The organism is uncultured Fibrella sp., assembly GCF_964250085.1.
Lineage (GTDB): Bacteria > Bacteroidota > Bacteroidia > Cytophagales > Spirosomataceae > Fibrella.
Genome location: NZ_CAXUEC010000001.1, coordinates 139,717 through 164,776, shown reverse-complemented (window position 1 = coordinate 164,776; position 25,060 = coordinate 139,717). Strand labels below are relative to the sequence as shown.

Annotated in this window: 24 protein-coding genes; 13 read left to right on the top strand and 11 right to left on the bottom strand. The window is 53.4% G+C overall.

Translation table 11 applies throughout. The features are described 5' to 3' along the window. Positions 1–10 precede the first annotated feature (10 nt). Positions 11–1,504: an O-antigen ligase family protein gene (locus tag ACFE8Q_RS00645; RefSeq protein WP_375443418.1), complete on the top strand. Its 1,494-nt coding sequence runs from the start codon at positions 11–13 to the stop codon at positions 1,502–1,504. Next, complete coding sequence (locus ACFE8Q_RS00640; RefSeq protein ID WP_375443417.1) at positions 1,488–2,693, top strand: glycosyltransferase; 1,206 nt, start codon at positions 1,488–1,490, stop codon at positions 2,691–2,693. Before ACFE8Q_RS00645 ends, ACFE8Q_RS00640 begins: the two co-directional genes overlap by 17 nt. 39 nt (positions 2,694–2,732) lie before the next feature. Here the strand turns inward: ACFE8Q_RS00640 and ACFE8Q_RS00635 are convergent, their stop codons facing one another. From ACFE8Q_RS00635 to ACFE8Q_RS00615, 5 genes are all read right to left on the bottom strand, one after another. Further along, on the bottom strand, positions 2,733–3,380 hold the full coding sequence (locus ACFE8Q_RS00635) for an acyltransferase (RefSeq protein WP_375443416.1): 648 nt from the start codon (positions 3,378–3,380) through the stop codon (positions 2,733–2,735). 37 nt (positions 3,381–3,417) lie between these two features. Then, entirely contained in the window at positions 3,418–4,287 is an 870-nt protein-coding gene (locus tag ACFE8Q_RS00630) for an alpha-1,2-fucosyltransferase (RefSeq protein WP_375443415.1), read from the bottom strand. Between the two features lie 94 nt (positions 4,288–4,381). Further along, a complete protein-coding gene (locus tag ACFE8Q_RS00625) occupies positions 4,382–5,338 on the bottom strand; it encodes a hypothetical protein (RefSeq protein ID WP_375443414.1) in 957 nt (318 codons plus the stop codon). An 85-nt stretch (positions 5,339–5,423) separates the two neighbouring features. Beyond that, a complete protein-coding gene (locus ACFE8Q_RS00620) occupies positions 5,424–6,545 on the bottom strand; it encodes a glycosyltransferase family 4 protein (RefSeq protein ID WP_375443413.1) in 1,122 nt (373 codons plus the stop codon). Between the two features lie 18 nt (positions 6,546–6,563). Further along, a complete protein-coding gene (locus tag ACFE8Q_RS00615; protein WP_375443412.1) occupies positions 6,564–7,310 on the bottom strand; it encodes a 4'-phosphopantetheinyl transferase family protein in 747 nt (248 codons plus the stop codon). 246 nt (positions 7,311–7,556) lie between these two features. On the opposite strand from ACFE8Q_RS00615, the gene ACFE8Q_RS00610 reads away from it, so the two are divergent. The 4 genes from ACFE8Q_RS00610 (at position 7,557) to ACFE8Q_RS00595 (ending at position 13,739) form a co-directional block, all read left to right on the top strand. Then, the gene (locus ACFE8Q_RS00610; protein WP_375443411.1) at positions 7,557–8,387 is read left to right on the top strand and encodes a gliding motility-associated C-terminal domain-containing protein; all 831 of its coding nucleotides are present in this window, start codon (positions 7,557–7,559) and stop codon (positions 8,385–8,387) included. Positions 8,388–8,479: 92 nt separating this feature from the next. Continuing rightward, positions 8,480–10,585, top strand: coding sequence for a hypothetical protein (locus tag ACFE8Q_RS00605; RefSeq protein WP_375443410.1), 2,106 nt, complete (start codon positions 8,480–8,482; stop codon positions 10,583–10,585). A 35-nt stretch (positions 10,586–10,620) separates the two neighbouring features. Further along, positions 10,621–12,057, top strand: coding sequence for an MOP flippase family protein (locus ACFE8Q_RS00600; RefSeq protein ID WP_375443409.1), 1,437 nt, complete (start codon positions 10,621–10,623; stop codon positions 12,055–12,057). Positions 12,058–12,302: 245 nt separating this feature from the next. Next, a complete protein-coding gene (locus ACFE8Q_RS00595; protein WP_375444345.1) occupies positions 12,303–13,739 on the top strand; it encodes a M28 family peptidase in 1,437 nt (478 codons plus the stop codon). 221 nt (positions 13,740–13,960) lie between these two features. Here ACFE8Q_RS00595 and lhgO read toward each other — a convergent pair whose 3' ends face one another. Then, on the bottom strand, positions 13,961–15,157 hold the full coding sequence (lhgO, locus tag ACFE8Q_RS00590) for an L-2-hydroxyglutarate oxidase (RefSeq protein ID WP_375443408.1): 1,197 nt from the start codon (positions 15,155–15,157) through the stop codon (positions 13,961–13,963). A 37-nt stretch (positions 15,158–15,194) separates the two neighbouring features. After that, positions 15,195–16,424, bottom strand: coding sequence for an anhydro-N-acetylmuramic acid kinase (locus ACFE8Q_RS00585; protein ID WP_375443407.1), 1,230 nt, complete (start codon positions 16,422–16,424; stop codon positions 15,195–15,197). Between the two features lie 105 nt (positions 16,425–16,529). Between ACFE8Q_RS00585 and ACFE8Q_RS00580 the strand changes: the two genes are divergently transcribed. The 6 genes from ACFE8Q_RS00580 (at position 16,530) to ACFE8Q_RS00555 (ending at position 19,108) form a co-directional block, all read left to right on the top strand. Next, the gene (locus ACFE8Q_RS00580; protein ID WP_375443406.1) at positions 16,530–16,874 is read left to right on the top strand and encodes a hypothetical protein; all 345 of its coding nucleotides are present in this window, start codon (positions 16,530–16,532) and stop codon (positions 16,872–16,874) included. Positions 16,875–17,002: 128 nt separating this feature from the next. Further along, positions 17,003–17,338: a hypothetical protein gene (locus tag ACFE8Q_RS00575; RefSeq protein WP_375443405.1), complete on the top strand. Its 336-nt coding sequence runs from the start codon at positions 17,003–17,005 to the stop codon at positions 17,336–17,338. 43 nt (positions 17,339–17,381) lie between these two features. Beyond that, complete coding sequence (locus ACFE8Q_RS00570; RefSeq protein WP_375443404.1) at positions 17,382–17,756, top strand: hypothetical protein; 375 nt, start codon at positions 17,382–17,384, stop codon at positions 17,754–17,756. A gap of 57 nt (positions 17,757–17,813) precedes the next feature. Beyond that, positions 17,814–18,305, top strand: a complete 492-nt coding sequence (locus ACFE8Q_RS00565; protein WP_375443403.1) for a hypothetical protein — start codon at positions 17,814–17,816, stop codon at positions 18,303–18,305. A 30-nt stretch (positions 18,306–18,335) separates the two neighbouring features. Next, positions 18,336–18,698 (top strand): hypothetical protein, encoded by a 363-nt coding sequence (locus ACFE8Q_RS00560; RefSeq protein WP_375443402.1) that lies wholly within the window; start codon positions 18,336–18,338, stop codon positions 18,696–18,698. 59 nt (positions 18,699–18,757) lie between these two features. Then, entirely contained in the window at positions 18,758–19,108 is a 351-nt protein-coding gene (locus ACFE8Q_RS00555) for a hypothetical protein (protein ID WP_375443401.1), read from the top strand. Between the two features lie 60 nt (positions 19,109–19,168). On the opposite strand, the gene ACFE8Q_RS00550 is transcribed toward ACFE8Q_RS00555, so the two are convergent. Continuing rightward, entirely contained in the window at positions 19,169–20,716 is a 1,548-nt protein-coding gene (locus ACFE8Q_RS00550) for a S41 family peptidase (RefSeq protein ID WP_375443400.1), read from the bottom strand. Positions 20,717–20,901: 185 nt separating this feature from the next. Here ACFE8Q_RS00550 and ACFE8Q_RS00545 point away from each other — a divergent pair, with 185 nt between their 5' ends. Continuing rightward, entirely contained in the window at positions 20,902–21,369 is a 468-nt protein-coding gene (locus ACFE8Q_RS00545; RefSeq protein WP_375443399.1) for a hypothetical protein, read from the top strand. A 96-nt stretch (positions 21,370–21,465) separates the two neighbouring features. On the opposite strand, the gene ACFE8Q_RS00540 is transcribed toward ACFE8Q_RS00545, so the two are convergent. From ACFE8Q_RS00540 to ACFE8Q_RS00530, 3 genes are all read right to left on the bottom strand, one after another. Further along, the gene (locus ACFE8Q_RS00540; protein ID WP_375443398.1) at positions 21,466–22,686 is read right to left on the bottom strand and encodes a pyridoxal phosphate-dependent aminotransferase; all 1,221 of its coding nucleotides are present in this window, start codon (positions 22,684–22,686) and stop codon (positions 21,466–21,468) included. Positions 22,687–22,763: 77 nt separating this feature from the next. Next, complete coding sequence (gene folK / locus ACFE8Q_RS00535) at positions 22,764–23,264, bottom strand: 2-amino-4-hydroxy-6-hydroxymethyldihydropteridine diphosphokinase (RefSeq protein WP_375443397.1); 501 nt, start codon at positions 23,262–23,264, stop codon at positions 22,764–22,766. Between the two features lie 18 nt (positions 23,265–23,282). After that, positions 23,283–24,833 carry a capsule assembly Wzi family protein gene (locus ACFE8Q_RS00530; RefSeq protein ID WP_375443396.1) on the bottom strand — a complete coding sequence of 517 codons (1,551 nt, stop codon included), beginning with the start codon at positions 24,831–24,833 and terminating at the stop codon, positions 23,283–23,285. Positions 24,834–25,060 lie beyond the last annotated feature (227 nt).

The following is a 25,060-nucleotide window of genomic DNA, read 5'->3' as shown; positions in this document are numbered from 1 at the left end:
CTCGTTTTTCTTGCGCGATCAACTCTCTATACTGACCAGCCAATGGCGCCATAACCCGTGGATATACGGCGGGTTGGGCCTCGCGTTGGCGTTGCTGGCGGGCGTACTGCTCGCTAGGTTCGGTATCATGGGGGGGATGCTGGTCATTGCGGTTCCCATCGGGCTGGCGACACTGGTGGGTATACTCCTCGAACCCAAATTCGGGGTATATCTCTACGCCAACTTCAGTTTCATGATCGGCATGGCGCGTTTTATGGAAGGCGATGTTCAGATCGGGCTGGGCCTCGATGGGCTGCTTGTGCTCACCTTCGCCGCTACATTGCTCAATGCGAAACGTATGGAGTGGAGCCGACTGAAAAACCCGGCCTTCTTTCTGGTTCTGCTCTGGTTGTTTTATACCATCCTCGAATATTTCAATCCAGATTCTCCGTATCCACCCGCCTGGTTCTACCACGCCCGGTCCTTTTCGCTGAGCTGGTCTTTTCTTTCGTTGATCGTACTGGTAAACCCTATCACGCTGAAAGACGTCTGGCTATTGGTTAAGACGTGGATCGTGTGGTCGATACTGGCGGCTTTGTGGGGATTCAAGCAGCAATATATCGGGCTGGAACAGGCCGAATTAAACTGGCTGGCGGCGGGCGCGGCACGTACCCACATCCTCTGGGGCCAACTGCGCAGCTTCTCATTCTACTCCGATGCGGGGCAGTTCGGCTCCGAAATGGCCGGGGTTGCGTTGATTTGCATTATACTGTTCATGGCCGAAAAAAGCTGGTTTTATCGGGCACTGTATTTCGTTCTTTCCCTCGTTATTTTCTGGGGATTTGCCGTGTCGGGTACCCGTTCAGCCCTGTTTGTGCTGGTAGGTGGATTCGGTGCATTTCTGGTGCTCCAGCGCAAACTGATGCCGGTTATCTACAGTGCGGCGGTGGGCATTCCGCTCATGGCTGTCCTGTATTTCACAAACATTGGCGACAGTGTGTACCAGATTTACCGAATCAGAACGGCCCTCCATCCCACTCAGGATGAATCATTTCTGGTACGGCTCGAAAACCAGCAACGGCTGAAAGCGTATCTGGTCAATCTCCCATTTGGCACCGGTATTGGTAGTTCATCGGGGGCAGGCGTTCGGTTTACACCCTGGCACTGGGCCGCCCAGATCCCCCCCGATAGCTGGTATGTGCAGCTTTGGATCGAGACAGGTATCGTTGGCCTCAGTATTTACCTCTTTGTGCTGGCGGGCATCATTCTAACGGGTATCTGGAAACTGTGGCATCTGAAAGACCCGTGGCTGATCACCCTCATGCTCGTGCTATTATGCGAATTCATTGGCATTTGCGTGGTCAGCTACTCTAATCCAATTCTGGGTCAATTCCCAACCAGTACGATGCTTTATATCAATTCCATGCTTTTTGCTTCGGCCAACCGGTGGGAAAAGAAAGCGTCTACGGTCAAACGTTCAACGCTTCAAGCTGCATCGCGCTCGGCCCATGCCTCCCTTCGATAGTATTATCTGCGTCGGCCAGACTACCTGGGAAGGCGACTTTCAGAAAGCCGTTGTGCAACTTATGTGCGAACTGGCGGTGCGCCACCGGGTGCTGTATGTCGACTATCAACACACGGCCAAAGACCTGCTGCTGGGCACGTTAGGTCGACAAAAAGACGTACCTACTCGTGCGGTTGTGCGGCTCGACAACCCACTGACGACCAAACCGGGGAAAGATGGCAGCCTTGTTCACGTGTGGCAGCCACCCGTTATGCTGCCAATTAATTTTCTGCCACCTACGCTTCATGACCCGCTTCTGAAACTGAACGCCGGGCGGCTGGTTTCGGGGCTACGGCAGGTAATGGCCAAGCTGGGTTTTAAAAGGCCGCTGGTCATCAACGGCATGCACCCGGTTCTGGGATTGGCCTTGCTGGGCGAACTCGATGAAGCGGGTACCATCTACTACTGCTTCGACGAGATTACCATCGCCAGGTGGATGAGCAAACACGGTGGCCGATATGAACCCGACTATCTACGCCGGGTCGACGCCGTGGTGACGACCTCCGAAACCTTACGACAAACGAAAGCCAGGCTCCAGCCAAATGCGTTCTGCGTGAAAAACGGGGTCAATTTTCCGCTCTTCAATCAGGCGCGTATACTGGCCGAACAGCACCCACCCACCCGACCCGTTGTGGGCTACCTCGGCACGGCCGACGACCGGGTAAACGTCGACATTGTGGAACACTGCGCCCGGACCATGCCTGATGTGACGTTTCAGTTTATCGGCGAAATAAAGGAGCCAGCCATTACGCAGCGGCTGGGTACGTTGCCTAACGTTGTTTTCACACCGCCGCACCAGCCCGCCAACCTGCCGCCGTTGCTGGCGGGGCTGTCGGCCACGATGATCCCGTTCGTTTGCAACGCCCATACGTACACGATCTATCCGCTAAAAATCAACGAGTACCTGGCTGGTGGCCTGCCCGTAGTATCCACGCCCTTCTCAATCCTCGACGAGTTTACGGGCATCGTTGAGCTAGCCGATACGCCCGAAGCATTTGCTAAAGCCCTTCGCCATGCACTTGCAGACCAGGCACCCGCCCAAATTCAGGCTCGCGTGGAGATGGCCCGTGGCAATTCGTGGGCACACCGGGCCAAGGAGTTCGAAGCGGTCTTTGCGCAGTTGATGCACAAAGCCAGTCCCACGAGCTAACTGTCTGGATTTAGACTGCAAATGGCCCGTATCCAGCATTTATTCATGCACACTAGCCAGCAACGTTGCTGCTGCGGTAGCCGACATCCACTGGCCACTTTCTGGCTCATACTGCTTTAAAATCCGGGCGGGGTTCCCGCCAACGACGGTATACGCAGGTACGTCGTAGACAACCACGCTGCCCCCGGCCACAACTGAATGCCGACCGATAGTCACCCCTGCCGTGATGGTTACGTTGGCGCCGATCCAGCAATCGGCTTCGATCACAATTTCAGCCGTTGTTACCGACTGATCCCGGATTGGGGTTACTACCGATTTGTACTCGTGATTCATCCCCGACAACACAACGTGCTGGGCAATAATGACATTATCGCCAATGCTGACGGGGCCAATGACGGTTGACCCAATGCCAAGCAGGCAATTTTTACCTATTACTACGCCGCCAACGCCGTTATTCACCACGCTGAAATCTTCGATCAGGCTGTTGGCCCCCATCTTGAAGGGATTGAAGGGAAGCACGTCCAGACGCGCCCGCGACCGGATGCGCGCCGAAACATGACGCTCGTGCACGAATGGGTTCAGGACCCAGCTTACCCAACGGCGGGGCCTGGCCTCGTTTGCAGGCACCAGGAGCCAGTGAATAAACCGTTTCAACGCCGGGCGGGCATCGATGTATGACTTCATCATCTCATTGAATAAATCAATCGTCGGCTATACATATATCTTATAGCCTCAACCACGAGGCAGGCACTAAATCTTTTGTGTCCCAGGGCTTGTTGGCAAACCAGCGCTGCGGGGCAATCACTACTTTATCGGGCCGCGAATTCAGCCAGGCACCCCACCAGCTAAACGAGCTATTGGCAATGACGTGGTGATGGCACATGCTCATCAATTGCAAATCATCGACGTCTGCATCGGGACCGCTATTGGCCACAAATACATGAGGCTGATCGGTAGCAATGTTGGCACGAACCCAGTCAGGATCATCACTGAAAAAGAAAAGCGTCGCGTTGGGAAACTGATTTTTTAGCTGCGCCAGTGCCGTCTGGTAGTAGCTGAGCCCCACAAATCCGAACGATTTACTGAACTCGGGGTGGGTCACGTAATCACCTCTTCGAACATGAACAGATATAGGTATTTTCGTCTGTTCAATTATATTACTAAACGTTAAAAATGTTTTACTCTCCCGCGGTTTAAACGTCAGCTCCTGGCGAATCTGAGCGGCACTAGCCTCGAAGTAGCGTTCCGACTGCCAGAATCCCCACAGAATGGTGAACGGGGCAGCAGGCCGAATGATCTGGGGATCAAAATGAAACTCGGTTTCGTAGCGGGTGTCGATGAATGGCGGCAGCGAACGGCCGGGCAATAGTCGGGTTGCTTTAGACGCCCACAACCAGGGCGACCGGTCGAGGAGGTTGTAGGCTACATTGAACCGGTCGAGCTTAAACTTCCGGGGCGTGTCGGTCGCATATTCCTGACGAAAATACCGGAGGTCGAACCAGAGCGACGTCTTATTCTGCACCGCCAGATGCCGCCCCAGCGCGTACTGAAACAGTTGATTACCAAGCCCGGATGTAATTTTTGCAATAACCATATATCAGTTAACCGTCAACAATTAGTCGTTATCGGCCTGCTCAGGTACGTTGCTTCCGCGAAGCTATCCACCGATAACTGGTAACTACTACCTGTTAGTATTCCTCGTCTACATACCTGAACAGCTCATCGCGATTTTTGGCGTGGAGGATTTTTGCGCCCGATAAGGCAGGAAACAAGTTTTTGTATTCGTCGAAATCGTGTTCAAAACCGCCGCCCGGATGCGACAACAATGTGTTGACACCGCCGAAACAGCTTGCCAGCGCCGCCGTGCCACCGTGCATCGAAATAAAGTGGTCGCAGTTGGCGTAGACCATCAGTTGCAGGTGATTGAAGTTGTCGACACGGTTATGGTGCTGCTCGAATAAGTCGTTCATTAACAATACCTCCGGGTACGTTGCCTGTAGCCAGGCGTGCTCGCCCAGGTCCATGATTTCGCTGTTGTCGAGCACAATCTGCCCACCCAGCGGCCGATTGTAGATGATCTGATAGCGGTCTTTTAACTGGCGAATCAGTCGGTCGAGCGACGGGATATCGAGGAAGTTAATGGGTGGTTTATCCCATTCGATATTGTATTTGTTGGCAATCACCAGCAGCGGTTTGTCATAAACAAACAGGTCATTCCGGTACTGCTGTTTAAACGGCACCCGCGTCCATTTCGAGAAATCGTAACTGGGCGCGTGGGTCATATTCGGAATGCTGTAGTTTCCGTAACCGGCCTCCCACACGCGCTTTTCGTGTTTTTCAACATGGTCGGGGCTGAAGAAGTAAAAGGGTCGGGTATTCTTCGCGCCGATGGTCTGCTTCAATGTACCGTTCAGGTAGTGCCAGTAGGCAAATGGCATGGCATACCGCACTTCCTGGTCGAATTCGCCGTAAAATTCAACTACCTTATACGGCGTTTTCTTCACAAAATCGGCTCGCCAGAAGCGCCATTGACTCAGGCGGGCAAAGTAGTTATCCCGCACAAAGTAACGCAGGTCGGGGCGATAGCGTGGATAACGCAATGCCGCAACGACGTACAATGATTTGAGAAGTAGTTTTTTAATCATAAAAATGAGGTCACCGTTTAAGGTTGCTCTGCTTATCGCGGTCACTTTACCGAGCAAAGCAACGATGGCCATTGGCCGTTATACTTCAGTTAACCCCCGCATATATTGTCAGTAACTGCTTTGCCGTATTGGCCCACGAAAATAAGGCTGCCCGGTCAAGGCCTCGTTGCCGAAGATCAGCGCGCAGGTCGGTGTCGGTGAGCAGGCGGGCCAATTGCCCGGCCATTTCTTCGGGCGAAGCTGGGTCGGCCAGTAACGCCGCCTCGCCCGCTACCTCGGGCATGGCCGATGTGCTGGCCGTCAGTACGGGCGTTCCGCAAGCCATCGCTTCCAGAATGGGCAGGCCGAAACTTTCGCGCAACGACGGACAAAGAAACACCGTAGCCAGGTTGTAGACCGTAGGCAGCAGCGGGTTGGGAATATAGCCGCACAACAGGATATCCGGCTTCAGGGCTGTGGTTCCGGTCTCTTCCAGCACCTTATCCACATACTCGGCCGATACGTTGGCCATCACGAGCGGTAGCGTAAGTTGCCCACGCTGTTTCAGCAACAACAGCGCCCGCAGTACGTTGGGTACGTTCTTTTTCGGATCGGCGTTTCCCAGAAAGAACATAAACTCGCCGGGCAGCTTGAATTGAGCCCGCACATCGGCAAGCTGCGCGGCATCGGCAATCAGACTGAACTTCGAACTCACGGCATTATGAACGGTTATTACACGCTCGGGGGCAATATGCAGGTGTTCGATGATGCGCTGGCGTTCGTAGTGCGAAACGGTCAGGATCAGGTCGGCCGTTTTCACAACCCTGGGTACGTTCCAGCGGCGATAGACGTTGCCAAACCGTTGATAGGCCGTTCCTCCAACGATGGCTTTTTCGAGAAAAATTATGTCGTGCAGCGTCAATACAACTGGAACAGAAGCGCGCAGTGGCGCCGTGTTGGCCGTACAATGGAGCAGATCTACGCCCGCCTGCCGAACGGCTCTCGGTAACGCCCATTGCTCCCAGACCGGATAAGGGCCGCCTTCCAGTTCAACAACCCGCATATTGTCGGCGATTGGCAGGCAGGCACGGTCTGTATCAGGTTTTACGAAAACGACGAATTCGTGCTCACGGTGAGCAACCAGCGCCCGAATCGTTTCCAGCGCTACGATGTCCATTCCGTGTTTATGGGGCCGCAGTAGTCGCTGGGCTTCAAGACCAATAATCATGTTAATGTACCCTTATTCTTAATCGGTGGTGGGCGGATCGATACTTACAGACGTCGCGGCGAGCGTAAAAAAGCGACTTGACTCCGGCAATTTCTGACAGGCCAGCGAACCTACATACCCATCGGTTACCGTAAAACTCACTATCATCCAGGAACTTGCTTCAGTCTGTAAGCCATGTATACACTGATCTCCCTCTTTTGACACCGAAAAAGCAAGAAGGTCATTCGTTAACCCCTGCCCAGTGGCTTTAAGTAAACTTTCTTTTCGCGTCCAGAACGTATAAAACAACGCACGCGGGGTTGAACTGGCCGCCAGTTGAGCCTGATCGACGGCGCTGAAACTCGAAGCGATCAGATCCTGGTAAGGCCAGTCTGGATTTATCCATTCTACATCGACGCCTACGGGCACAGGACCAACCGCCAGCAGTACCCACTCACCCGCATGCGACACATTGACGTGCCAGTTGCTACCAGAGGTTGTAGTGGTCAGCAATTCCGGTTTTCCAAACGGCCCCGTCGTCAATTGGATTGCGGTGGGTGACTGGTGGGTAAACTGGCCGATTAGCCAGCGCAGCCAGCCACGCCCGGCCACAAAGCGGTGCCTGTCTGCCTCGCGCCTGAACCGAGCGGCCCGCTGCTGTTCATCGGGCAGCAGCAAGTCATACAACCAGGGTTGATCAGCCGGGCATATACGATAGCGAAATACAGCCAGTGAAGGGGGCTCCAACCCGGTAGACCACCGTTCCCAGGACGCATGAACGAGCATATTGGTGAGTAGTATAAGTACAATTCGCAGGAATAACTTGCGTGACGAAGTTGTTTATTTAAGGTCTAAATACCTATAATGGCTAATTGGGTTCATTTTTGTTTCTGGGCGTACAGATCACGACAACAGACCGGGAGTTACAACTGGCTTCTTCTGCTGTTATTCTCGGTAACAGCACTTCCCACACAAGCTCAAACGTGTTCGGGCCCAAACGCCGAAGTACTCATTAATGAGACATTCGGCACCGTGACCAGCCGTACGTCATTGGCCCAGCGAACATCATACCGCGCCACTACGGCGTCGTGCCCCAATGATGGTGAGTACGCCCTGGCCAGTCGGGTAGACGGAACCTGTTTCGGCGGAGCCTGGCATGCTGTTCCTACCGATCATACGCAGGCAGGCGAAGGAGGTACTATGCTGATTGTCAACGGCTCCAACATACCCGGCGAGTTCTACCGGCAGGTACTCCCCAGCCTGTGTGGTAATTCGACCTACGAATTTTCGGTGTGGGGGTTGAATCTTCTTAAATTGAAACGGTGCAGCCGAACCCTTGTTCCAGATCTGAGTATTCAGATCGAAACCGCCTCGGGCCGCTTGTTGGCCAAAGCCGCCGTTGGGTCGATACCAGAGACTGCCGTACCCACGTGGCAGCGTTTCTCGGTTTCATTTACCACACCACATGTCGATGAAGCAGTTGTGGTGAAACTTATTGATAATCAAGGCCAGTCGGGATGCGGCAATGATTTTCTCATCGACGACCTGCAATTGATTCGATGCAATGCCTGCCCCGCCAAGCCCGTCTACGTACCTGACGTATTCACACCCAATAATGATCAGAAAAACGATCGCCTCGCCATCTACCTGACCGGGGCAACCTCCGTCACTATCAATGTGTTTGACCGGTGGGGCAATGCCATCTTTTCCAGTACGAATCTGGAGCAGCAGTGGGACGGCACCGTGAACGGGCAACCTTGCCCCGAAGGCCAGTACATCTGGACAGTAAGCTATCAATTTGTTACGTCACTCAATACAACCTCAACGTATTCATGCACTGGCCGCGTACTGTTGATGAGGTGATCACGAGTTTGAACCGGAGCGGCGCTTATTGGTTAGCCTCGGTAGGTAGAAAAATGTTGTTACAACCGAAGCCCCGGCTTCGGCATTAGTTAATGAAATCGATTCTCTTTTTTTCCGTTGCGGCGTTGGGCGTCATCCTGTTGCTGGTAAACCGGCCAAACAGCGTGGAATCGCATCCACCCCAAACAGCTTCGTTGATAACCACTGCCTTCGATACTGCCGGTCGGATACCCATCGATGCCAAACGATGGTATCAGGTAGTAAACGCCAGTGCCGGGCTGGATGGTCTTTTCGACGGGGTTACGGAAGAGAATGTGAACACCGGCTGGAACAAGTTGCTCACGAACTACGACGCGTATTACCCACTCCGCGATGGCGAACAGATGACCATCGACCGGATTCGGCTCTACGACTACGCGGATCAGAACCTGGACAAGCCCATGACGCTGTCGATCATCACGGCCGACTGGAAACGCATTCCGATTGCGCGGTTCGTTGGCGATAAATATAAAGAATGGGTAGGCCCCGATCCGGCGCAACCAGGTACGTTCCGATTGAAGAAACCCGTTGCCGGGGCGCGGTTTCTGCTGATCAACACCTCGGGGGCTTATCCGTCTGAACTGGAACTATACGGCACGTACAAACCGGGCGTAGCTACTAAAACGGCTATTCCTGTTCGGCAGACGCCTTTCCGGCAGGCCGTGGGTGTCAACATGTTCGAGTGGAATATGGAAGAGGCGGCGCGGTCGTGGGAGGTGGACGAAAACCGGATACCGGCCATGCGTAGCTTTGCGGCGGTGCGGCATTACCTGGACTGGGAGAAACTGGAAGCGCAGCCCGGCCAGTACTCCTGTAACCTGACCCTCAGCGGAGCCTGGAACTATGATGCCATGTACGAACGCCTGAAAGCCGAACATATCGACGTGCTGGCCTGCCTGAAAACGATTCCAAAATGGCTGGAAAATTTATACCCGGCCGATCAGCGCGACTACGGCAACAATCCGGTTCGCTACGGCAGCGACCTGTCTAAACCAGCATCTTACCTGGAGCAGGCACGGGTGGCGTTTCAGTATATGGCCCGTTATGGCTATAACAAGCGCATCGACCCCACGCTGGTGTCTGTTACGGCACAACATAACCACTGGGCACCCGCCAATCAGAAGAAGATAGGACTGGGGCTGATCCGGTACATCGAGTGCGAAAACGAGCGTGATAAAACCTGGAAAGGTCGGCAAGGCTACCAGACAGCCCGTGAATACGCCGCCAATCTATCGGCCTTTTATGATGGGCACAAGAATATACTGGGGCCGGGGGCGGGTGTTAAAAACGCCGATCCATCGGTTACCGTAGTCATTGGTGGACTGGCCGCCCATACCACCGATTATGTCAGGGCTATGGTTGACTGGTGCCGCGAATTTCGGGGGTATCATCCCGACGGGCGGGTAAACCTTTGCTGGGACGTGATCAACCAGCATCTGTACGCCAACAATGCAGGTACGTCGCAGAGCAGCACCGGAAAAGCGGCTTCGCGCGGCGCGGCGCCCGAACTGGCAGGCGTTGGCGAGCAGGCGGCGGCGTTTGTCAAATTGTCGCACGACTTGTGTAACGACATGCCCGTCTGGATTACAGAGGCGGGCTACGACACCAATCAGGGCAGCCCGTTTCATGCCATTCCGATCGGCAACAAATCGGTAGAGCAAACCCAGGCCGACTGGGTATTACGCACGGCGTTGCTTTACCTTCGCACCGGAATTGATCGGGTCTTCTTCTACCAGATGTATGACGAAAATCCGGCCGACCCAACGCAGTTCAGTTCTATGGGACTCATCACCGGAAACAAAACGCGTAAGCCCGGCGCCGACTACCTGTATCAGGCAACCCGGCTGATTGGCAATTTCACCTACCAGGAAACGCTGCACCGGTCCAGTTCCAGCCAGCCTATCGTTGACCGCTATATGCTGCGTCGGCCCGATGGTACTACCCAGACGGCGTATGCGTTGATGGTACCCGACGAGCGTGGCCGCACGGCTTTTTTTTCGTTGCCAGCCCCGAAAGGCGACACTATTCAGCTATATATACCTACTAGAGGGCAGGAAAATATGACAAAACGTACTATTGTCAGTCTCAATGGTAGTATACAGATTCCGGTGGGCGAAACACCCGTCTTTGTTTTGCGCTCACCTGGCAAATTAAAGTAGGCACAGACCCGGAGAAAGACCATAATTAGTAACTGATGAACACAAAAAGTGCGGCCATGAATGGGGGAAAGTGGATCACCATTGCTACGGTGATCTCAACTGTCTTTCAATTTGGTCAGATGGTTGTTCTCGCGCGCCTGCTCACCCCCAGCGACTTTGGGTTGGTAGCACTCAGCAACCTTATCCTCACCTTCTTTCAACTGTTTACCAACCTCGGATTTTCCAATTCGATCATTTATAAACAGGAAAGCGACCGCTCTGTTCTATCGACACTGTATGTGCTGAATATTACGCTTGGCATCCTCATTTTCGGGATCATTCAATTGGCCACACCGGCCATTGTCGGTTTCAAACACGAGCCCCGCCTGGACCGGGTGCTGCACCTGTCTTCCTGCTACTTTCTGATTGTCTACTTCGGGCAGATTTACCTGTTCCTGATGGAAAAGGAGCTGCAATTCCGAACCATCGCCATCATGGAGATTGTAGGTACGTTCATTGGCACAGCCACCACCCTGACCATGGCGTTCAACGGTTATCATGAACTGTCGCTGGTGATTGGGCAGCTTGTTACGCAAACCATCAAAACCACATTGCAGGTTGTATTTGGGAGTTCGCTCTTCAGGCCGGTCTTCCGATTTGCCTTCGGTGAAGTGGGTGAGCACCTTCGTTTTGGCCTCTTCAACCTCGGCGACGGCATTCTTGGGTACGTTCAATCCAATTACGACAACCTGTTTATCGGCTTCATTCTGGGCAACGAAATGCTTGGCCTGTACACGCTGGCGTACCAACTGGCCATCTTCCCGATCACTAAACTCAACCCCATTATTTTGCAGGTAGCTTACCCGGTGCTGGCTAAAATGCAGAATAACAACGACGAGTTGAAGCGGTCTTATCTGAAAATCCTCGACGTACTGAGCTACTGTAACTTCCCGTTGCTGGCCGGTTTGTACATCACCGCCGACAGTGTAGTCCCTCTCTTCTACGGGCCCGGCTGGGGCGGTACTGTTGGCCTGATTCAGGTGTTTGTGTTTGTCGGGATGATGATGTGCCTGAGCCATCCGCTGTTTACCCTGGCCTTTACGAAGGGGAAACCCAACCTGCTGTTTTACCTCAACCTGGTTACACTCATCGTCAAGATTCCGCTCGTATACTGGCTGGGACGTACCTACGGCGTTATGGGAGCCGCAACCGCCTTTTTGTCGGCGACGCTGTTCAATCTGCTGGCCAATTTTGTGCTTGTTCAGTACCTGATCGGCGACTTTATGGGCATATTCCTGCGCAATATTGTCCGCCCGATTCTCTTCTGTCTGCTCATGGTCGGGTCCATCGCCGTGTACAAATCGATCTTCGGCTACGAAGGCATCGTCAACACCATCGCGGAAATAGTTATTGGTGGTGCCGTTTATGGTGCGCTGACACTGGCGTTTAAATTCTCGGTCAGCGATTTCAAAGGGCTGAAACAAGCCTTGTAGTAGTACCGCCACTTTCAGCCACTGCTCTGCTGAACGGGCTCCTAAGCAGAGATTAGCAGGTCTGCATTGCTTACTTCTGTGTGATCACCTACCGGTCCGGTCTGATGCGCTTTTAGGGCAATACAGCGTAATTATGGCCTTAAAGACCAGTATTACGCTCAAATCCGTAGTACTTTAGCTCATCATCTAACCGACTACTCTCTGTGATCAACTTAACTCGCTTCATCGGCCAGACGGCCCTGCTGATGATTCTTTTGTCGACCGCCGCCTTTGCCCAAAAGCAAGCCGCCGACAACCGGGCGTCTATTAAAGAGGCCGATCTGAAACGCGATGTGTACAAACTCGCCGATGACCATTTTCAGGGTCGCGTGGCTGGTTCGCTCAACGAATTGAAAGCCTCGGCCTGGATTGCCGAACAGTTTCGCGCTATGGGGCTGCAACCTGCTGGCGATGACGGTACGTATTTTCAGTTCTTCCACATCCAACGTACCCGCGTGAGCGAAACCAGCCGGTTTGTTATTGGCGGCAAAGCCCTGACCTATGGCCCGGACGTGATTGCGCTGGCCCCCGCCATTGCCTCAGTTGATGCACCGCTGGTGTATGTTGGCACCGGTACGCCCGACGAGATGGCGAAAGTAGACGTGAAGGGCAAAGCCGTGGCGATTCTCTTTTCGGGCACTCCGCCGGGCGACCTAAGCTTTCGCCGGTTTATGCAGACAACGATGAACAGGCGGGCCGCCGAGTTTGTGAAAGCCGGTGCGGTAGCGACCATTTTTGTCTCCGATACCCGGGCCGACGCGATTTACAACTGGTGGAGCAGCGCCATGGAAATGGGCCGCTACGATCTACCCGGCGGACCAAATACCCGCGTGTTTGCACAGGCGCCGTTACTTTGGCTACCGGCCAGTAAGCTGGCTCTGGTGCAGCAACCGAACCAGCAGTTTACCAACGTGGTAAACGTAGAAAGCTTCAGCTATCCGTCGGTGAACATCGTGGCAAAATTGCCGGGAACGGACCCCAAACTGAAAGAAGAATACGTGCTTATCAGTACGCACCAGGATCACGACGGCATTCGGCGGGCGGTAGCAGGGGACTCGATCTATAACGGAGCCGACGACAACGCGACCGGTTGTGCGGCGGCGCTGGCCATCGGGCGCGCCTTTGCACAGAAACCCGGTAAACGGTCGTTGCTAATCGTTTTCCACGGGGCTGAAGAGCGGGGATTGCTAGGATCACGCTATTTCGTGGAGCACCCAACTGTGCCTAAATCAGCCATCGCGGCGGTGCTGAACGGCGAGATGATGGGCCGAAACTCACCCGACAGCGCGGCGTTGCTTGGTTCGCAGGTACCACACCGGAACTCCCTCGAGTTGGTGAATCAGGCGATGAGCGCGAATCAGGTTACGGCGAAGTTTAAACTCGATACACTCTGGGACCGCCCCGACCACCCCGAAGGCTGGTATTTCCGCTCGGATCACCTACCCTACGCCCGCGCCAACGTACCTGCGATCTGCTTCACTTCGCTTCTGCACCCCGATTACCACACACCCCGCGATGAACCCGCCCGCATCGACTACGCCAAACTGGCCAACATGACCCGCTGGATGTACGTCACCGCGTGGCAAGTCGCCAACGCTCCTACCCGCCCAACAGTAGACCCCGGCTTTAAACTGGAGCGGTAGGATTGTTTACAAATCGTTGCTATGTAGGGGCGGGCCATCGTGCCCGCCCGCTTTCGGGCGCGATGGCGACCGCCAATAATACGCTCCCCCTTACCGAATGCGTACTCTATGAAGGAATAGCCCTATCTATTTAACGCGCCTGCTCTCGCTCTTCCATGCGGTCGCTATTGCGCCCGAAAGCGGGCGGGCACGAAGGCCCGCCCCTACATAGCAACGATTTGTTAAAACCGCGCCAGAACCTTCTCCGATACCGTCTTTCCAATTGATAATGAAGAGGTGGCAGCGGGCGAAGGTGCATTACACACGTTGACGGCGCGGTCGGTCTCGATGATCGAGAAATCGTCGAGAAGGCCGCCGGTGCGGTCGCAGGCCTGAGCACGTACCCCCGCGCCGCCTTCGATCAGGTCGTCTTCCTGGATGTCCGGGATTAGCTCCTGTAAAGCTTTGGTGAACGCTGACTTCGAGAAGGAACGGTACATTTCGCCCAGACCCATCTGCCAATATTTGGCCGCTACTTTCTGGAAGCCCGGCCAGGCCAGCGTTTCCCAGAATTCCCGCAAATTCACGTCCGACTTCTTATAGCCTTCGCGCTGAAACGCCAGCACGGCGTTCGGACCCGCTTCTACGCCACCATGAATCATGCGGGTAAAGTGTACGCCCAGAAATGGAAAATTTGGGTCGGGCACGGGATAAATCAGGTTTTTGACGAGGTACTGCTTCTCCGGTTTGATCTTGAAATACTCGCCCCGAAACGGTACAATTTGCAGGGCAATCGGCTCCCGTTGCGTCAGTTGGGCAATTTTGTCTGAATACAGACCGGCGCAGTTCACAACCAGTTTCGTTTCGTAACGGCTCTTGTTGGTTACCACCACGCTTAGGGACGTACCTGGGGTAAGCTGTTCAACCCGTTCGCCGAGGTGCAGTTCACCGCCCAGCTCCCGGAATTTGCGGGCATAGGCTTCGCAAACCTGCGTATAGTCGATGATGCCCGTTTGCGGGACGAAGATGCCTTCCACACCTTTCACATGCGGCTCGATCTCGCGCATCTCGGCCAGCGAAATACGACGCAGCCCGCCCAACCCGTTCTGCTGACCACGCTGAAAAAGGGTGTTCAACTGGCCAACTTCTTCCTGTTTGGTAGCGACTACGATTTTACCGCAGAGGTCGTACGGCACACCTTCCCGATCACAGAAATCGAGCAGCATTCGGTAGCCCTCAATGCAGTTGGTGGCTTTCAGGCTCCCCGGTTTGTAGTATAGCCCCGAGTGAATAACGCCCGAGTTATGTCCGGTCTGATGCGCCGCTACCTGGTTTTCTTTTTCCAGCACGATCACCGACAACGCCGGTCGTTGCTGCTTGATTTGCAGAGCCGTAGCCAGGCCAACGATCCCCCCGCCAATTACAGTTACGTCAATCATATTTTTGCGTTTACCGGTAAACAGTAACCGGTAAACTCTATTTAGTAAAGCTGATTTTCCCCATCGAGACACTGGGCACGCCTTGCCGCTCACCGAAGGACGTACCTGAACCTGCTACGGCTTCGTTGGCCAGAACGGCAAACAAGACCGCTTCTTTGGCGTCGCCGGCAATGCCCAGCTCATCGGTTCTGGCAAAGGTACAACCCGGAAGCAACCCTTCTATTGTTTTGGTCAACACGGGATTGTGGGCGCCCCCGCCACTCATGTACACACGCACAGGACTGGCTACTCCAGGCTCAGCCTGATTTGCGCTGACGGGCCTGGTAAGGGTCTGGTCAATGGCATGAGCAATGCTTTCAGCACTAAACCGCGTGAGGGTAGCCATCAGGTCTTCGGCCGACAGATCATCGGTTTGGCTACGCTGCTGAGCATCACGAACGTACCCTATGTTGAACACTTCCGGTCCCGTCGTTTTTGGAAATGGCTGGGCAAAAAACGGATGATCGAGCAGGGCAGTAAGCAGTTGGCCATTAACCTGTCCTTTAGCCGCAAGCTGGCCACCGTCGTCATACGGTTTGCCGGTAAACAGCCGCGCGTAAGCGTCCAGCAACGTGTTGCCGGGACCAGTATCGGTCGTGAACACAACGCTGGCATCGAGTGAGCCAGGCAGATACGTGAAGTTGGCAATGCCGCCCATGTTGAGCAGGATACGGTTTTCGCCCAACTGCGAAAAGACAAAATAGTCGCCGTAGACAGCCAGTGGAGCGCCTTCTCCGCCGTGGGCAATATGGCGCTGGCGAAAGTCACTGAGGGTAATGATGCCCGTTTCGGCCGCAATATGATCGCCGTCGCCGATTTGCAGGGTAGCATTGGGGTAACCCGATCGCTGGTGTTGCTTCCGGGGAGCGTGGTACACTGTTTGTCCATGACTGGCGACCAAATCCACCGAGTTAGCAGGTACGTTCCAACTGCGCAGGCAGTCGGCTACCCATCGACCGTGTTGGCGACCAATATGCTCATTTAGCAGCGTTAGTAACTCAAAATCAACTTGTTTCTGCGCAAAAACAGCCCGGATACTGGCTTTAAAAGCTTCCTCATATACTACTGTCGTAAACTGCTCGATAACAACACGCGTCTGTGGGCCGCTTCCCGATACCCGGCAGAGGGCAACGTCTAACCCATCGAGAGACGTACCTGACATTAGACCGATGATACGGCGTTCGGATTTCTGAGCGAGTTGATACAGGCGTTCGAGTTGAGGATTCATTGGGTAAAGATAAACAGCCATTATGCTACCAAAACAGTTTAACCATATAGTACGTGACGATGGTATCCATCAAAATCCGTATACCTGTTAAAAAAACGCAACAGCATGAACACACCTCAATCAACCGATACGCTGCTCGAAACCACCGTTCAGGCCCTTACCAACGGCGAACACACGACCGAATCAGGCCCGGCGCTGGTCGATGACTGGCTGAATGAATTAGCCCACTACGACGGACTCGCCAATGTACGGGAGGCGCTCAGCAGCCTTCAGAAAACGTTGCTGAACCACGGCGACCCAGCTCAGATCCGTGTGCTGCTGATGGAACTGGCCGAGTACACCCAGGCTTTTGCCCAGCAGGAAACGACCACCAACCCTGCGGCCCTGCGCCGATTAGCAGATTCATTACAGGGTTTGATCGCCAGCACCGACGAAGTGGGTCATTCCTAGTCAGCCCAACTGACCATTAACTCAGGTGACGTTTTTTCTACAAACAATACCGATTTAGTCGAGTTTTATCCCCACGCTACGTCCAGTAGCAATAGGGACTCTTTTGATCACTCAATACCAGTTGACAGATGGCGACCAAAAAAGCCGAAACGCTACTTACATCGACTATCGAAACGCTTGACAATGGTGTCGATAGCACAAAACCTAAAGATGGCGTATCGCTACTAAAAGAATGGATTGCATTTGTGAAGAAAGACGAATCGGCCAGTGGTATTGCTGATGAGTTGCAGACACTTCACGACCAGTTGAGCGAGAAAGAAATCGACAAAAAGAAGATCGCTCAATTAATGAAAAAGTTAGGCGATGAGACGGCCAAGGTTGCTAAGAAAGCAGACGACGGATACCAGCTATCGCTGAAAGACCTGGGTGAATCGCTCAAAGACTTTGCTAAAGAACTTAAATAAGTAATCGTTCATCCTGCTGGCAGGTGAACAAAATACCCACAAAATGGCCCTTACATCACAAGACCCCCAAACAACCGCGCTGATCGAACAGACGATCTCTGCTTTCGACAGCGGTATTCAGACGACAACGCCCACAGATGGACTGTCGCTCATTGATCAGTGGCTTGAATTGCTCGATCAGAATGGCAATGATGAGACCGACGAAATCGCCGATGTTCTCGAAGACCTGAAAGCTGAACTGGAGGAAAGCAAGCAGAACGGCGGTTCACCAGAACCATCTGTTGTTCAGGCTTATCTGGAAGACCTTATCGACATTACCCAGAGCGTTATGGAGTCGCCGGAAGCGAGTGCGCAACAAACGGAGTTGCAACGGCTCGTTTCAACACTGGAATCGCTTAACCAACAAGTATCTAAATGACAGTTGGGGGACGTACCGAGTTCAGACTTAGCACGTCCCCTACCTTCTCCTATTCCCATGGCAGAATCATCACAATTTGCAACGGCACTCGTCAACGAGACCGTAAACACATTCAGCGGCGGCGCCGAAACAGTTTCGCCCACAGATGGCATTTCGCTGATCGAGAACTGGATTAGCGCACTTCATTCAGGCGACGAGTCGACGAACCCGATTGCACATACACTCAGCGAGTTACGCATGCAATTGCAGAGCAATACGTCAAACGTTGGGCAAATCCAAAGCCTTCTCGACGAGTTGACCGAACAGACCAGAAACGTAGCCCGCTCCGTTGACGGCGGCGAACAAATGTCGCTGATCGAACTGTCGGATGCGTTGAAAGGCTTTAGCCAACGGCTGGCCGGTAACCGTTCTGGCGATGGAAGTGCCCCGGCTACGGTAGCACCGAGCGTTGGTGCTTCGTCGGCCAACAGCGATGATGACTCGCTTGGCGCCAGCGGCGCTGCCCAGCAAGACGGCGGCCCTTACAATTCAGGCTACGGGTCAAAATAAAGTTAGTTTACAGTTTACACGTTTCAAATCATGGCAAATCAACATTCACAATCAAGCGGTTCATCGGCGTCGACATTAATTGACGCTACAATCGAGGCTTTTGATCAGGGGCAGGCGGCCTCTCCTCAGGAAGGATTATCTCTAATTACCGACTGGTTTTCGTCGCTTAAAAGTGATCATAACGCCAGCAAGATGATCCAGCCATTGCAGGAGTTACAGGCTGAGTTGCAGAGTGGCTCGCCCAGCAATCAGAAGTTACACGATCTACTGCTGAATCTGGCCGACCAGACGGATGCGCTGGGTACGTCGGCAGGTGGCGATTTGCCCTCGCGGCTGAATACGTTGAGCACATCACTCCGCAATTTTGCGGGTCAGCTCTCAACGACTGTATAATTTACACGCAAGTGCCCCACTACCATACCGGTAGTGGGGCACTTTTAGTTTACCCTAACATGGATAATCACGAAGAAGCTACCGATTTGCTCGACACGACCATGTCTACGCTGACTACTGGTGTAACCGACTTAACGCCACAAAGCGGAAAGGGAGTTATTGACCACTGGATCAGTACGCTTAGCCCATCGGAGAATACGAAAGAGGTTGTTGACTTGCTTCAACAGCTAAAAACCCAACTGGAGAGCGGTACGCCCAACCCCGGCGAAATGCAGCAGATTCTGCTCGAGCTGGCAACGCATACGCACGAGATGGGCGTAAAAGTTGGGCCGGAGGGCGATATGGCCACTCGCCTCGAAGCCCTTGGTGCGGCCCTCCAGAACGTAGCCGGTCAGTTATCAAACGCATAATTGATCTGTCGTTAAATGATCATTCATCCGTTCAATGACAAATGACCACTTAATAACGGTTCAGTTATTGAGCAATTCGTACACCTTCTCGATGTCTAAATCCTGCGCTGACAGGATGGCCGACGCGGTGTAGGGCACAGGTACGTCGGGCATAACGCCGTGGCCTTTGTCGGTACCGGGAATAGCCAGCACGATCTTGTAGAGCGGCAGGCGAAGTTGAACGCCTGTTTCGGGCAGGGTCATATATGGAGACGTAAAGGCGTTACAGCCATACTCGCCGCCACCCGTTTCGCGGCCAACCACCGTGACCCGGTTGGCGGCGTTGTGCTTTACCAGGGATGTAAATATAGACGCCGCTGAAAAAGTGCCTCCGTTCGTCAGCACGAATACCTTTCCCCGGAACCCATTGTTGCCGGTTGGGTTAATAAGCTTCGTTACACCGGCTCGCCGGAAGGTTCCCTCGGGCGTTCGGTGGGTAAAGAAGTTACGAATCCAGAAGCGCCAGAATTTCCAGCCCAGATGGCGGTTAAACGATACCTGCCGGACGTTCGCATCCACCTGAGTGTAGGCCTGAAAAGGTTTGTCGACTAGGTAAGAAACCAGTTTCGCCGACGTACCTGAGTTACCCCCCAGATTGCCCCGTACATCGACAACCAGATTGGTAACGGTTTTTCGTTTGGCAATTGCCCTGAAGCTCCGGCGGAAGAAAGACCGCTGCCCGCCGCCGGTAAACGACCCCACTTTCAACACCGCTACGGATGAATCACGCTCTGAGAACGTCAGCGTTCGTACGGCGGCGTCTTCTTTAGGATCGGGTTTGCGTGGTTTTGGCTTACGCGGCTTTGAAGCGGGAATCACTCGTTTTTCCACTGAATCAGCGCCCGCCTTGATTTTGTCGGGGCGGGTCCGAAACGTCAACGTGCGCACCGCGCCGGTCGAATCGCGCAAAGTCAACTGTTGAGCGGTTGAGTCGAGGCCAATAGCCAGCATGTAGTACGAACTAAAAAGGCCCGTGTTCAACACATAAGGTTTAAAGGTCTGGTTATAACCGTCGGAGGAAATGTACTTGTAGAACTGTTTTAGCAACGTACCTGCGGGCCGACCGTTGATGGCCATTAATTCGGCACCCCGCCGTACGGTGGTGTCAGTGCTGCGATTTTCGCGCACATACAGTTTATCGTCCAGCACAAACACGTCGACAGGAAACGGCCGGAGAGGGTGCGTCTTGCGGTATTTCACATACGCTTTTGAGCCATACAGGTCGGTATGCCCACAGCCGATTCGGTCGATGGTAGGCTCAACAACCCGCCGGAACTGGAGCTCGGTCATTGGGTGGCTCAGGCGGGCTTCAGTGGCATCGAACCAGCGAGATACGCTATCGCGGGGATGATACCGATACAAGCCGGGATGTGCCTCTTCCATCGCCCGGCGCATGAGTTGAAAATCACTCCGCAGTTGAGCCACCGAGTACACCTTCGCGAGCGGCGAAGACAAGATTGATTGCCCAGCCAGTTGACCCGAAATCAGAGAAAAGAAGAAAGCAAGCAGCCTGTATCGGCTCTTTATCAGCGCGGACCCAATCACAAACGGATAGTTAGAAGAAGACATCAAAGGTAGTATCGGTACTTTGTAGTCGGCGAACAAATCGGCTGAACGGGTCGTTGTCAATGCGAGCTGCCGTTGCACGTTATTTTTTATCTGATCTACATTGGATCGTTGGTAAAACGTGTAGTTTCGATGGTTCATTCTGACGAGTTAATCGGCTTTCCCAATAAACCTAGTCAAACTTAATTATGGCACGACCAACCCCCGAACTGATCGACGCTCTGCGGCGTACGGCTCGTAACGTAGCTGAAGGCGCACCCTACCAATGGGGCCACATGGGCAGTTGCAACTGTGGCAATCTGGCGCAGGAACTGACCCGAATGACCAAAGACCAGATTCACCAGTATGCGATGCAACGCTATGGCGACTGGAACGAACAGGTGGCCGATTATTGTGACACAAGCCAGCTCCCGTTCGATATCATCATTAACCAGATGCTACAGGCGGGGCTTTCGCTGGAAGACCTGAAACACCTCGAAAAGCTGGACGACCGCGACGTACTGCACCGGTTCCCTATCGAGCAACGCTTCCTGAAACATAATCGCCGCGACGACGTGGTAACGTACCTGCACGAGTGGGCCAATCTGCTCGAAGAACGATTACTGGCTCGTATCAAACTCCCCGCCGACCTGCTGGAAATACGCGAACTGGTTTGACTCACTGGCCACTAAATAGTGTATAATGCACGATGGGCTGACGCAAACATACTCTTGCGTCAGCCCATCGTGCATTATACACTATTTAGTGGCCAGTTATTTCAGCGTCGCTACGGCATCACGGATGCGCTGTACAGCTTCGACGAGGGCTTCGTCGGCGGCGGCGGTAGAGATTCGGATGCAGTTGGGTGCGCCAAAACCTGAGCCGGCCACAGTAGCTACATAGCAGGTATTCAGGAGCCAATTCGAGAAATCGTCGGAGTTGTTGATCGCCGTCGTTCCGTCTGACTTACCGTAATAGGCGCTTACATCGGGGAAAGCATAGAACGCGCCCTCCGGTGTGTTTACTTTGAAGCCGGGAATTTCTTTCAGCAAACCGACCACCAGGTCGCGGCGCCGGTGGTAGGCCTTTGCCATTTCGCGGCTGGCGTCGAGCGAACCATTCAGGGCCGCTACGGTTGCTTTCTGGGCAATCGAGTTGGTGCCCGACGTTACCTGTCCCTGTAGTTTCTCAACACCTTCGGCAATCCATTTGGCGGCACCAATATAGCCAATGCGCCAGCCCGTCATCGCGTAGCCCTTTGCCACGCCATTGACGGTAATAACACGATCTGCTATCTCAGGAATCGAGCCGATGCTAAAATGCCCTTCGGGCGTGAAGTTGATGTATTCGTAGATTTCGTCGGCCAGCACATACACGTTCTCGTGCCGGGCTACCACCTCGGCAATGGCCCGCAGTTCGGCTTCTGAATACACCGAACCCGTTGGGTTATTTGGCGATGCGTACATCACCACTTTCGTGCGCTCGGTTATGGCAGCTTCAAACTGTTCGGGTGTTACTTTGAAGTCGTTATCAAAAGCACCGTCGAGCACAACCGATACACCTTCAGCCAGCTTCACCATTTCGGAATAGCTAACCCAGTAGGGCGAGAAAATAACTACCTCGTCGCCGGGATTTACCAAAACCTGCAACACGTTGGCCAAGGAGTGTTTGGCTCCCGTCGACACCACGATGTTTTCTGGTTTCCAGGGCAGGTTATTGTCCCGGTTGAACTTATCGGCAATGGCTTTCCGCAGATCGGGGTAACCAGCTACCGGGCTGTAGCCGTGAAAACCGTCGTCGATGGCTTTTTTAGCCGCTTCACAGATGTGAGCGGGTGTTTTGAAATCGGGCTCACCCACACTCAGGCTAATCACTTTGTGGCCTTTGGCGGCCAGTTCGCGCGCCATTTTGGTCATGGCCAGCGTCGACGATTCTTCAAGCGCATTAATCCGGTCGGCCAGCATACTGGCGGGACTTTCTACGGCAATAGCCATACTGGTATCTGTTTATTGAAAATTTGGCAACTGAATGACCACAAAATTAGTGACTTCAACGCAGTTAAGCCGGATAGTTAGGAGAATTTAATTACCTCACTCTTATCAGCGCAGCTTTCAAGCAACGCCTGAACAGGTTGTTTCAGTACCGGATGCACAAAATCAGGGGCAATTTCGGCTAAAGGCACCAGCGTAAACCGACGTTCGTGTAAGAGTGGATGCGGCACCGTTAGCGTGGGCGTACAGATAATCTGCGCATCGTAAAATAACATATCAATATCAATCACTCTGGAGCCCCACTTTTCGACCCGAACCCGGCCTAGTCTTTCTTCAATAGCCTGCGTTCGGCTTAAAACCTCGGCGGGTTCCAGGTACGTTGCCACCACCAGCACCTGGTTCAGGTACGTTGGCTGGTCGGCCACGCCCCACGCTTCCGATTCGTAGAGCCTCGATTGCGCGGTAACTGGCCCGATCTGCCCGGCAATGTACCTGCGAGCGTCAGTAAACATCTGCTGTTTGTCACCCAGATTGGCACCAAGAAGAAGATAGACAGAAGCGGGGACAAATCCTGTAGACATGCCCCAAAGATACGTACCTCAACGTGGTGTGAGCGTCTGATTATTACCACGACTGAGCAGCCCCGTCTTGCGCAGGCCAACATATACACCTACGCTGTTGGGCAACAAACCGCCTAGATCCAGGCCCAGTGAACTGCTCAGCATCGTTCCCCCAAAGGCGCGTACAGGCACGGCAGCCGTCAGTAAACCCGAAAATTGCGTCGGTGCATCTGGATAAGGATAAGGATACGTACCCAGGTTGCGTGAGAACGACAAGCGGGTTATAACTTGGATCTTCCCCGATAGAAGAGCACTACCCCCTAAATGCACCATGCTCACCCGATTGTTCACAATGCCTATACTACTCGGTAACGTCGGGCGTGCTTCGGCCGTTGGCGTCAGAAAGGGCGTACCAATTGTGCGGCCAAAGTAAGTCCACCCGTCGATGAACTGACTGTGGTTAAAGTAGTTATCCCGTCCACGCAGTTCAGGGTCATCGATCACAAAGTCGTCTCCACCCTGGCTCTCCGTAAACAGGTATTCGAGGGTAATCTGCTGTAAAAAAAATGGCTCACCAGCCGACTGGCGACGATTCTTTATTCGTAAACCGTTCAGACCATCAGCCAAATTCGTTCCGTAAAACAAGGAGCCATCGTCGTAGAGGAACTGCCGGTACACGTACAGATTCCAGTTGCGCAGATTAACATCTGCTCCCAGGTCAACTGAGCCAAGGTGATTCCCAATCCGGTTGTCTTCAAGCGAGGTTACGTTTGGATCGTTACGGTCTCCCTGCCCGCGCAAGCCCAGCACCATTGGCAGGTAATACTGGATAGACGATGGCAGTTTTCCATTTACGGCGATCAGATCACTCAACACACCGGGAGCCGCCTGTCCACCCCAGATCACTTCATGGTTGAAACCGCCATATAGCCGGAAGGGCCAGGTCGGTTTACCGATTCGTCCGTACAGGTATTTCTGGTGCAGGTAAGAGCCCTTTACCAGGCGATCTCCGTTTTCGAACCAACCATGTGAATAAGCACCCAGAACAGAGAGAATACCCTTCGTGAACGGGATAGGCGTGTATTGATAAAGGCCGATCTGAATTTTCGGGAGTGGCAGCGTATTACCCGACCAGGCATAAGCACCCGATGTCAGCAGCGTATCGACAAGCCCGACAATCTCCCGTTTACGACCAACATAGAGCTCAAAAGCGCCTAGACGGCCTTTTACGTGCGCTTCGGGCAGAATAATCTGATTCGTAACACCTACGTTGGCTACAGCATCAACGGCATAGCCCCAATCCACTTTGGGCCGATGACCGCTACTATCGGCAAGCCTGTAATCTGACCGAATGCCGCCCTGCAACCGAACTACCGGGCCTTTCAATGGAACAATGCCGTATTGATTAGCCCGTAACCAAAACGGTGTCTGATCGGTTGACAGCAGACTACCCGCCTCCAGGTGATACTGATTTATTCGGGCATTCTGCGCTTGAACAGCACTCACTAACCCAAAGGATAGCCAGCCTATGTGAGCTAGCAAAGCCAAACGAACGGGCAAAGCAATCAGTTTAGTATAAAGTACGTACATTAATCAACGGTATTGATTGGGTGCGCAAGCTATTCCAGCTACGGCAATAGCTTGCCTAGGAGTAAACGGTAGAAACTCGAAAAGCTGATAAAAAAGTAACGGCATTCCAGCTAACGGCCATAAGCTAAGTAGCTTCTATCTGTTCGTCATGCTAAAAACTATTCTGTACCTAACCGTGTAATTCGCCTGGATGCCCTTACGAACGGCTAATTAACAAAACTGATTAT

Coding starts and splice junctions, on each gene's coding strand:
- ACFE8Q_RS00640 (WP_375443417.1), top strand. CDS start 1,488: ATGCCTCCCTTCGATAGTATTATCTGCGTCGGCCAGACTACCTGGGAA.
- ACFE8Q_RS00635 (WP_375443416.1), bottom strand. CDS start 3,380: ATGATGAAGTCATACATCGATGCCCGCCCGGCGTTGAAACGGTTTATT.
- ACFE8Q_RS00630 (WP_375443415.1), bottom strand. CDS start 4,287: ATGGTTATTGCAAAAATTACATCCGGGCTTGGTAATCAACTGTTTCAG.
- ACFE8Q_RS00625 (WP_375443414.1), bottom strand. CDS start 5,338: ATGATTAAAAAACTACTTCTCAAATCATTGTACGTCGTTGCGGCATTG.
- ACFE8Q_RS00620 (WP_375443413.1), bottom strand. CDS start 6,545: ATGATTATTGGTCTTGAAGCCCAGCGACTACTGCGGCCCCATAAACAC.
- ACFE8Q_RS00615 (WP_375443412.1), bottom strand. CDS start 7,310: ATGCTCGTTCATGCGTCCTGGGAACGGTGGTCTACCGGGTTGGAGCCC.
- ACFE8Q_RS00605 (WP_375443410.1), top strand. CDS start 8,480: ATGAAATCGATTCTCTTTTTTTCCGTTGCGGCGTTGGGCGTCATCCTG.
- ACFE8Q_RS00600 (WP_375443409.1), top strand. CDS start 10,621: ATGAACACAAAAAGTGCGGCCATGAATGGGGGAAAGTGGATCACCATT.
- ACFE8Q_RS00595 (WP_375444345.1), top strand. CDS start 12,303: ATGATTCTTTTGTCGACCGCCGCCTTTGCCCAAAAGCAAGCCGCCGAC.
- lhgO (WP_375443408.1), bottom strand. CDS start 15,157: ATGATTGACGTAACTGTAATTGGCGGGGGGATCGTTGGCCTGGCTACG.
- ACFE8Q_RS00585 (WP_375443407.1), bottom strand. CDS start 16,424: ATGAATCCTCAACTCGAACGCCTGTATCAACTCGCTCAGAAATCCGAA.
- ACFE8Q_RS00580 (WP_375443406.1), top strand. CDS start 16,530: ATGAACACACCTCAATCAACCGATACGCTGCTCGAAACCACCGTTCAG.
- ACFE8Q_RS00575 (WP_375443405.1), top strand. CDS start 17,003: ATGGCGACCAAAAAAGCCGAAACGCTACTTACATCGACTATCGAAACG.
- ACFE8Q_RS00570 (WP_375443404.1), top strand. CDS start 17,382: ATGGCCCTTACATCACAAGACCCCCAAACAACCGCGCTGATCGAACAG.
- ACFE8Q_RS00565 (WP_375443403.1), top strand. CDS start 17,814: ATGGCAGAATCATCACAATTTGCAACGGCACTCGTCAACGAGACCGTA.
- ACFE8Q_RS00560 (WP_375443402.1), top strand. CDS start 18,336: ATGGCAAATCAACATTCACAATCAAGCGGTTCATCGGCGTCGACATTA.
- ACFE8Q_RS00555 (WP_375443401.1), top strand. CDS start 18,758: ATGGATAATCACGAAGAAGCTACCGATTTGCTCGACACGACCATGTCT.
- ACFE8Q_RS00550 (WP_375443400.1), bottom strand. CDS start 20,716: ATGTCTTCTTCTAACTATCCGTTTGTGATTGGGTCCGCGCTGATAAAG.
- ACFE8Q_RS00545 (WP_375443399.1), top strand. CDS start 20,902: ATGGCACGACCAACCCCCGAACTGATCGACGCTCTGCGGCGTACGGCT.
- ACFE8Q_RS00540 (WP_375443398.1), bottom strand. CDS start 22,686: ATGGCTATTGCCGTAGAAAGTCCCGCCAGTATGCTGGCCGACCGGATT.
- folK (WP_375443397.1), bottom strand. CDS start 23,264: ATGTCTACAGGATTTGTCCCCGCTTCTGTCTATCTTCTTCTTGGTGCC.
- ACFE8Q_RS00530 (WP_375443396.1), bottom strand. CDS start 24,833: ATGTACGTACTTTATACTAAACTGATTGCTTTGCCCGTTCGTTTGGCT.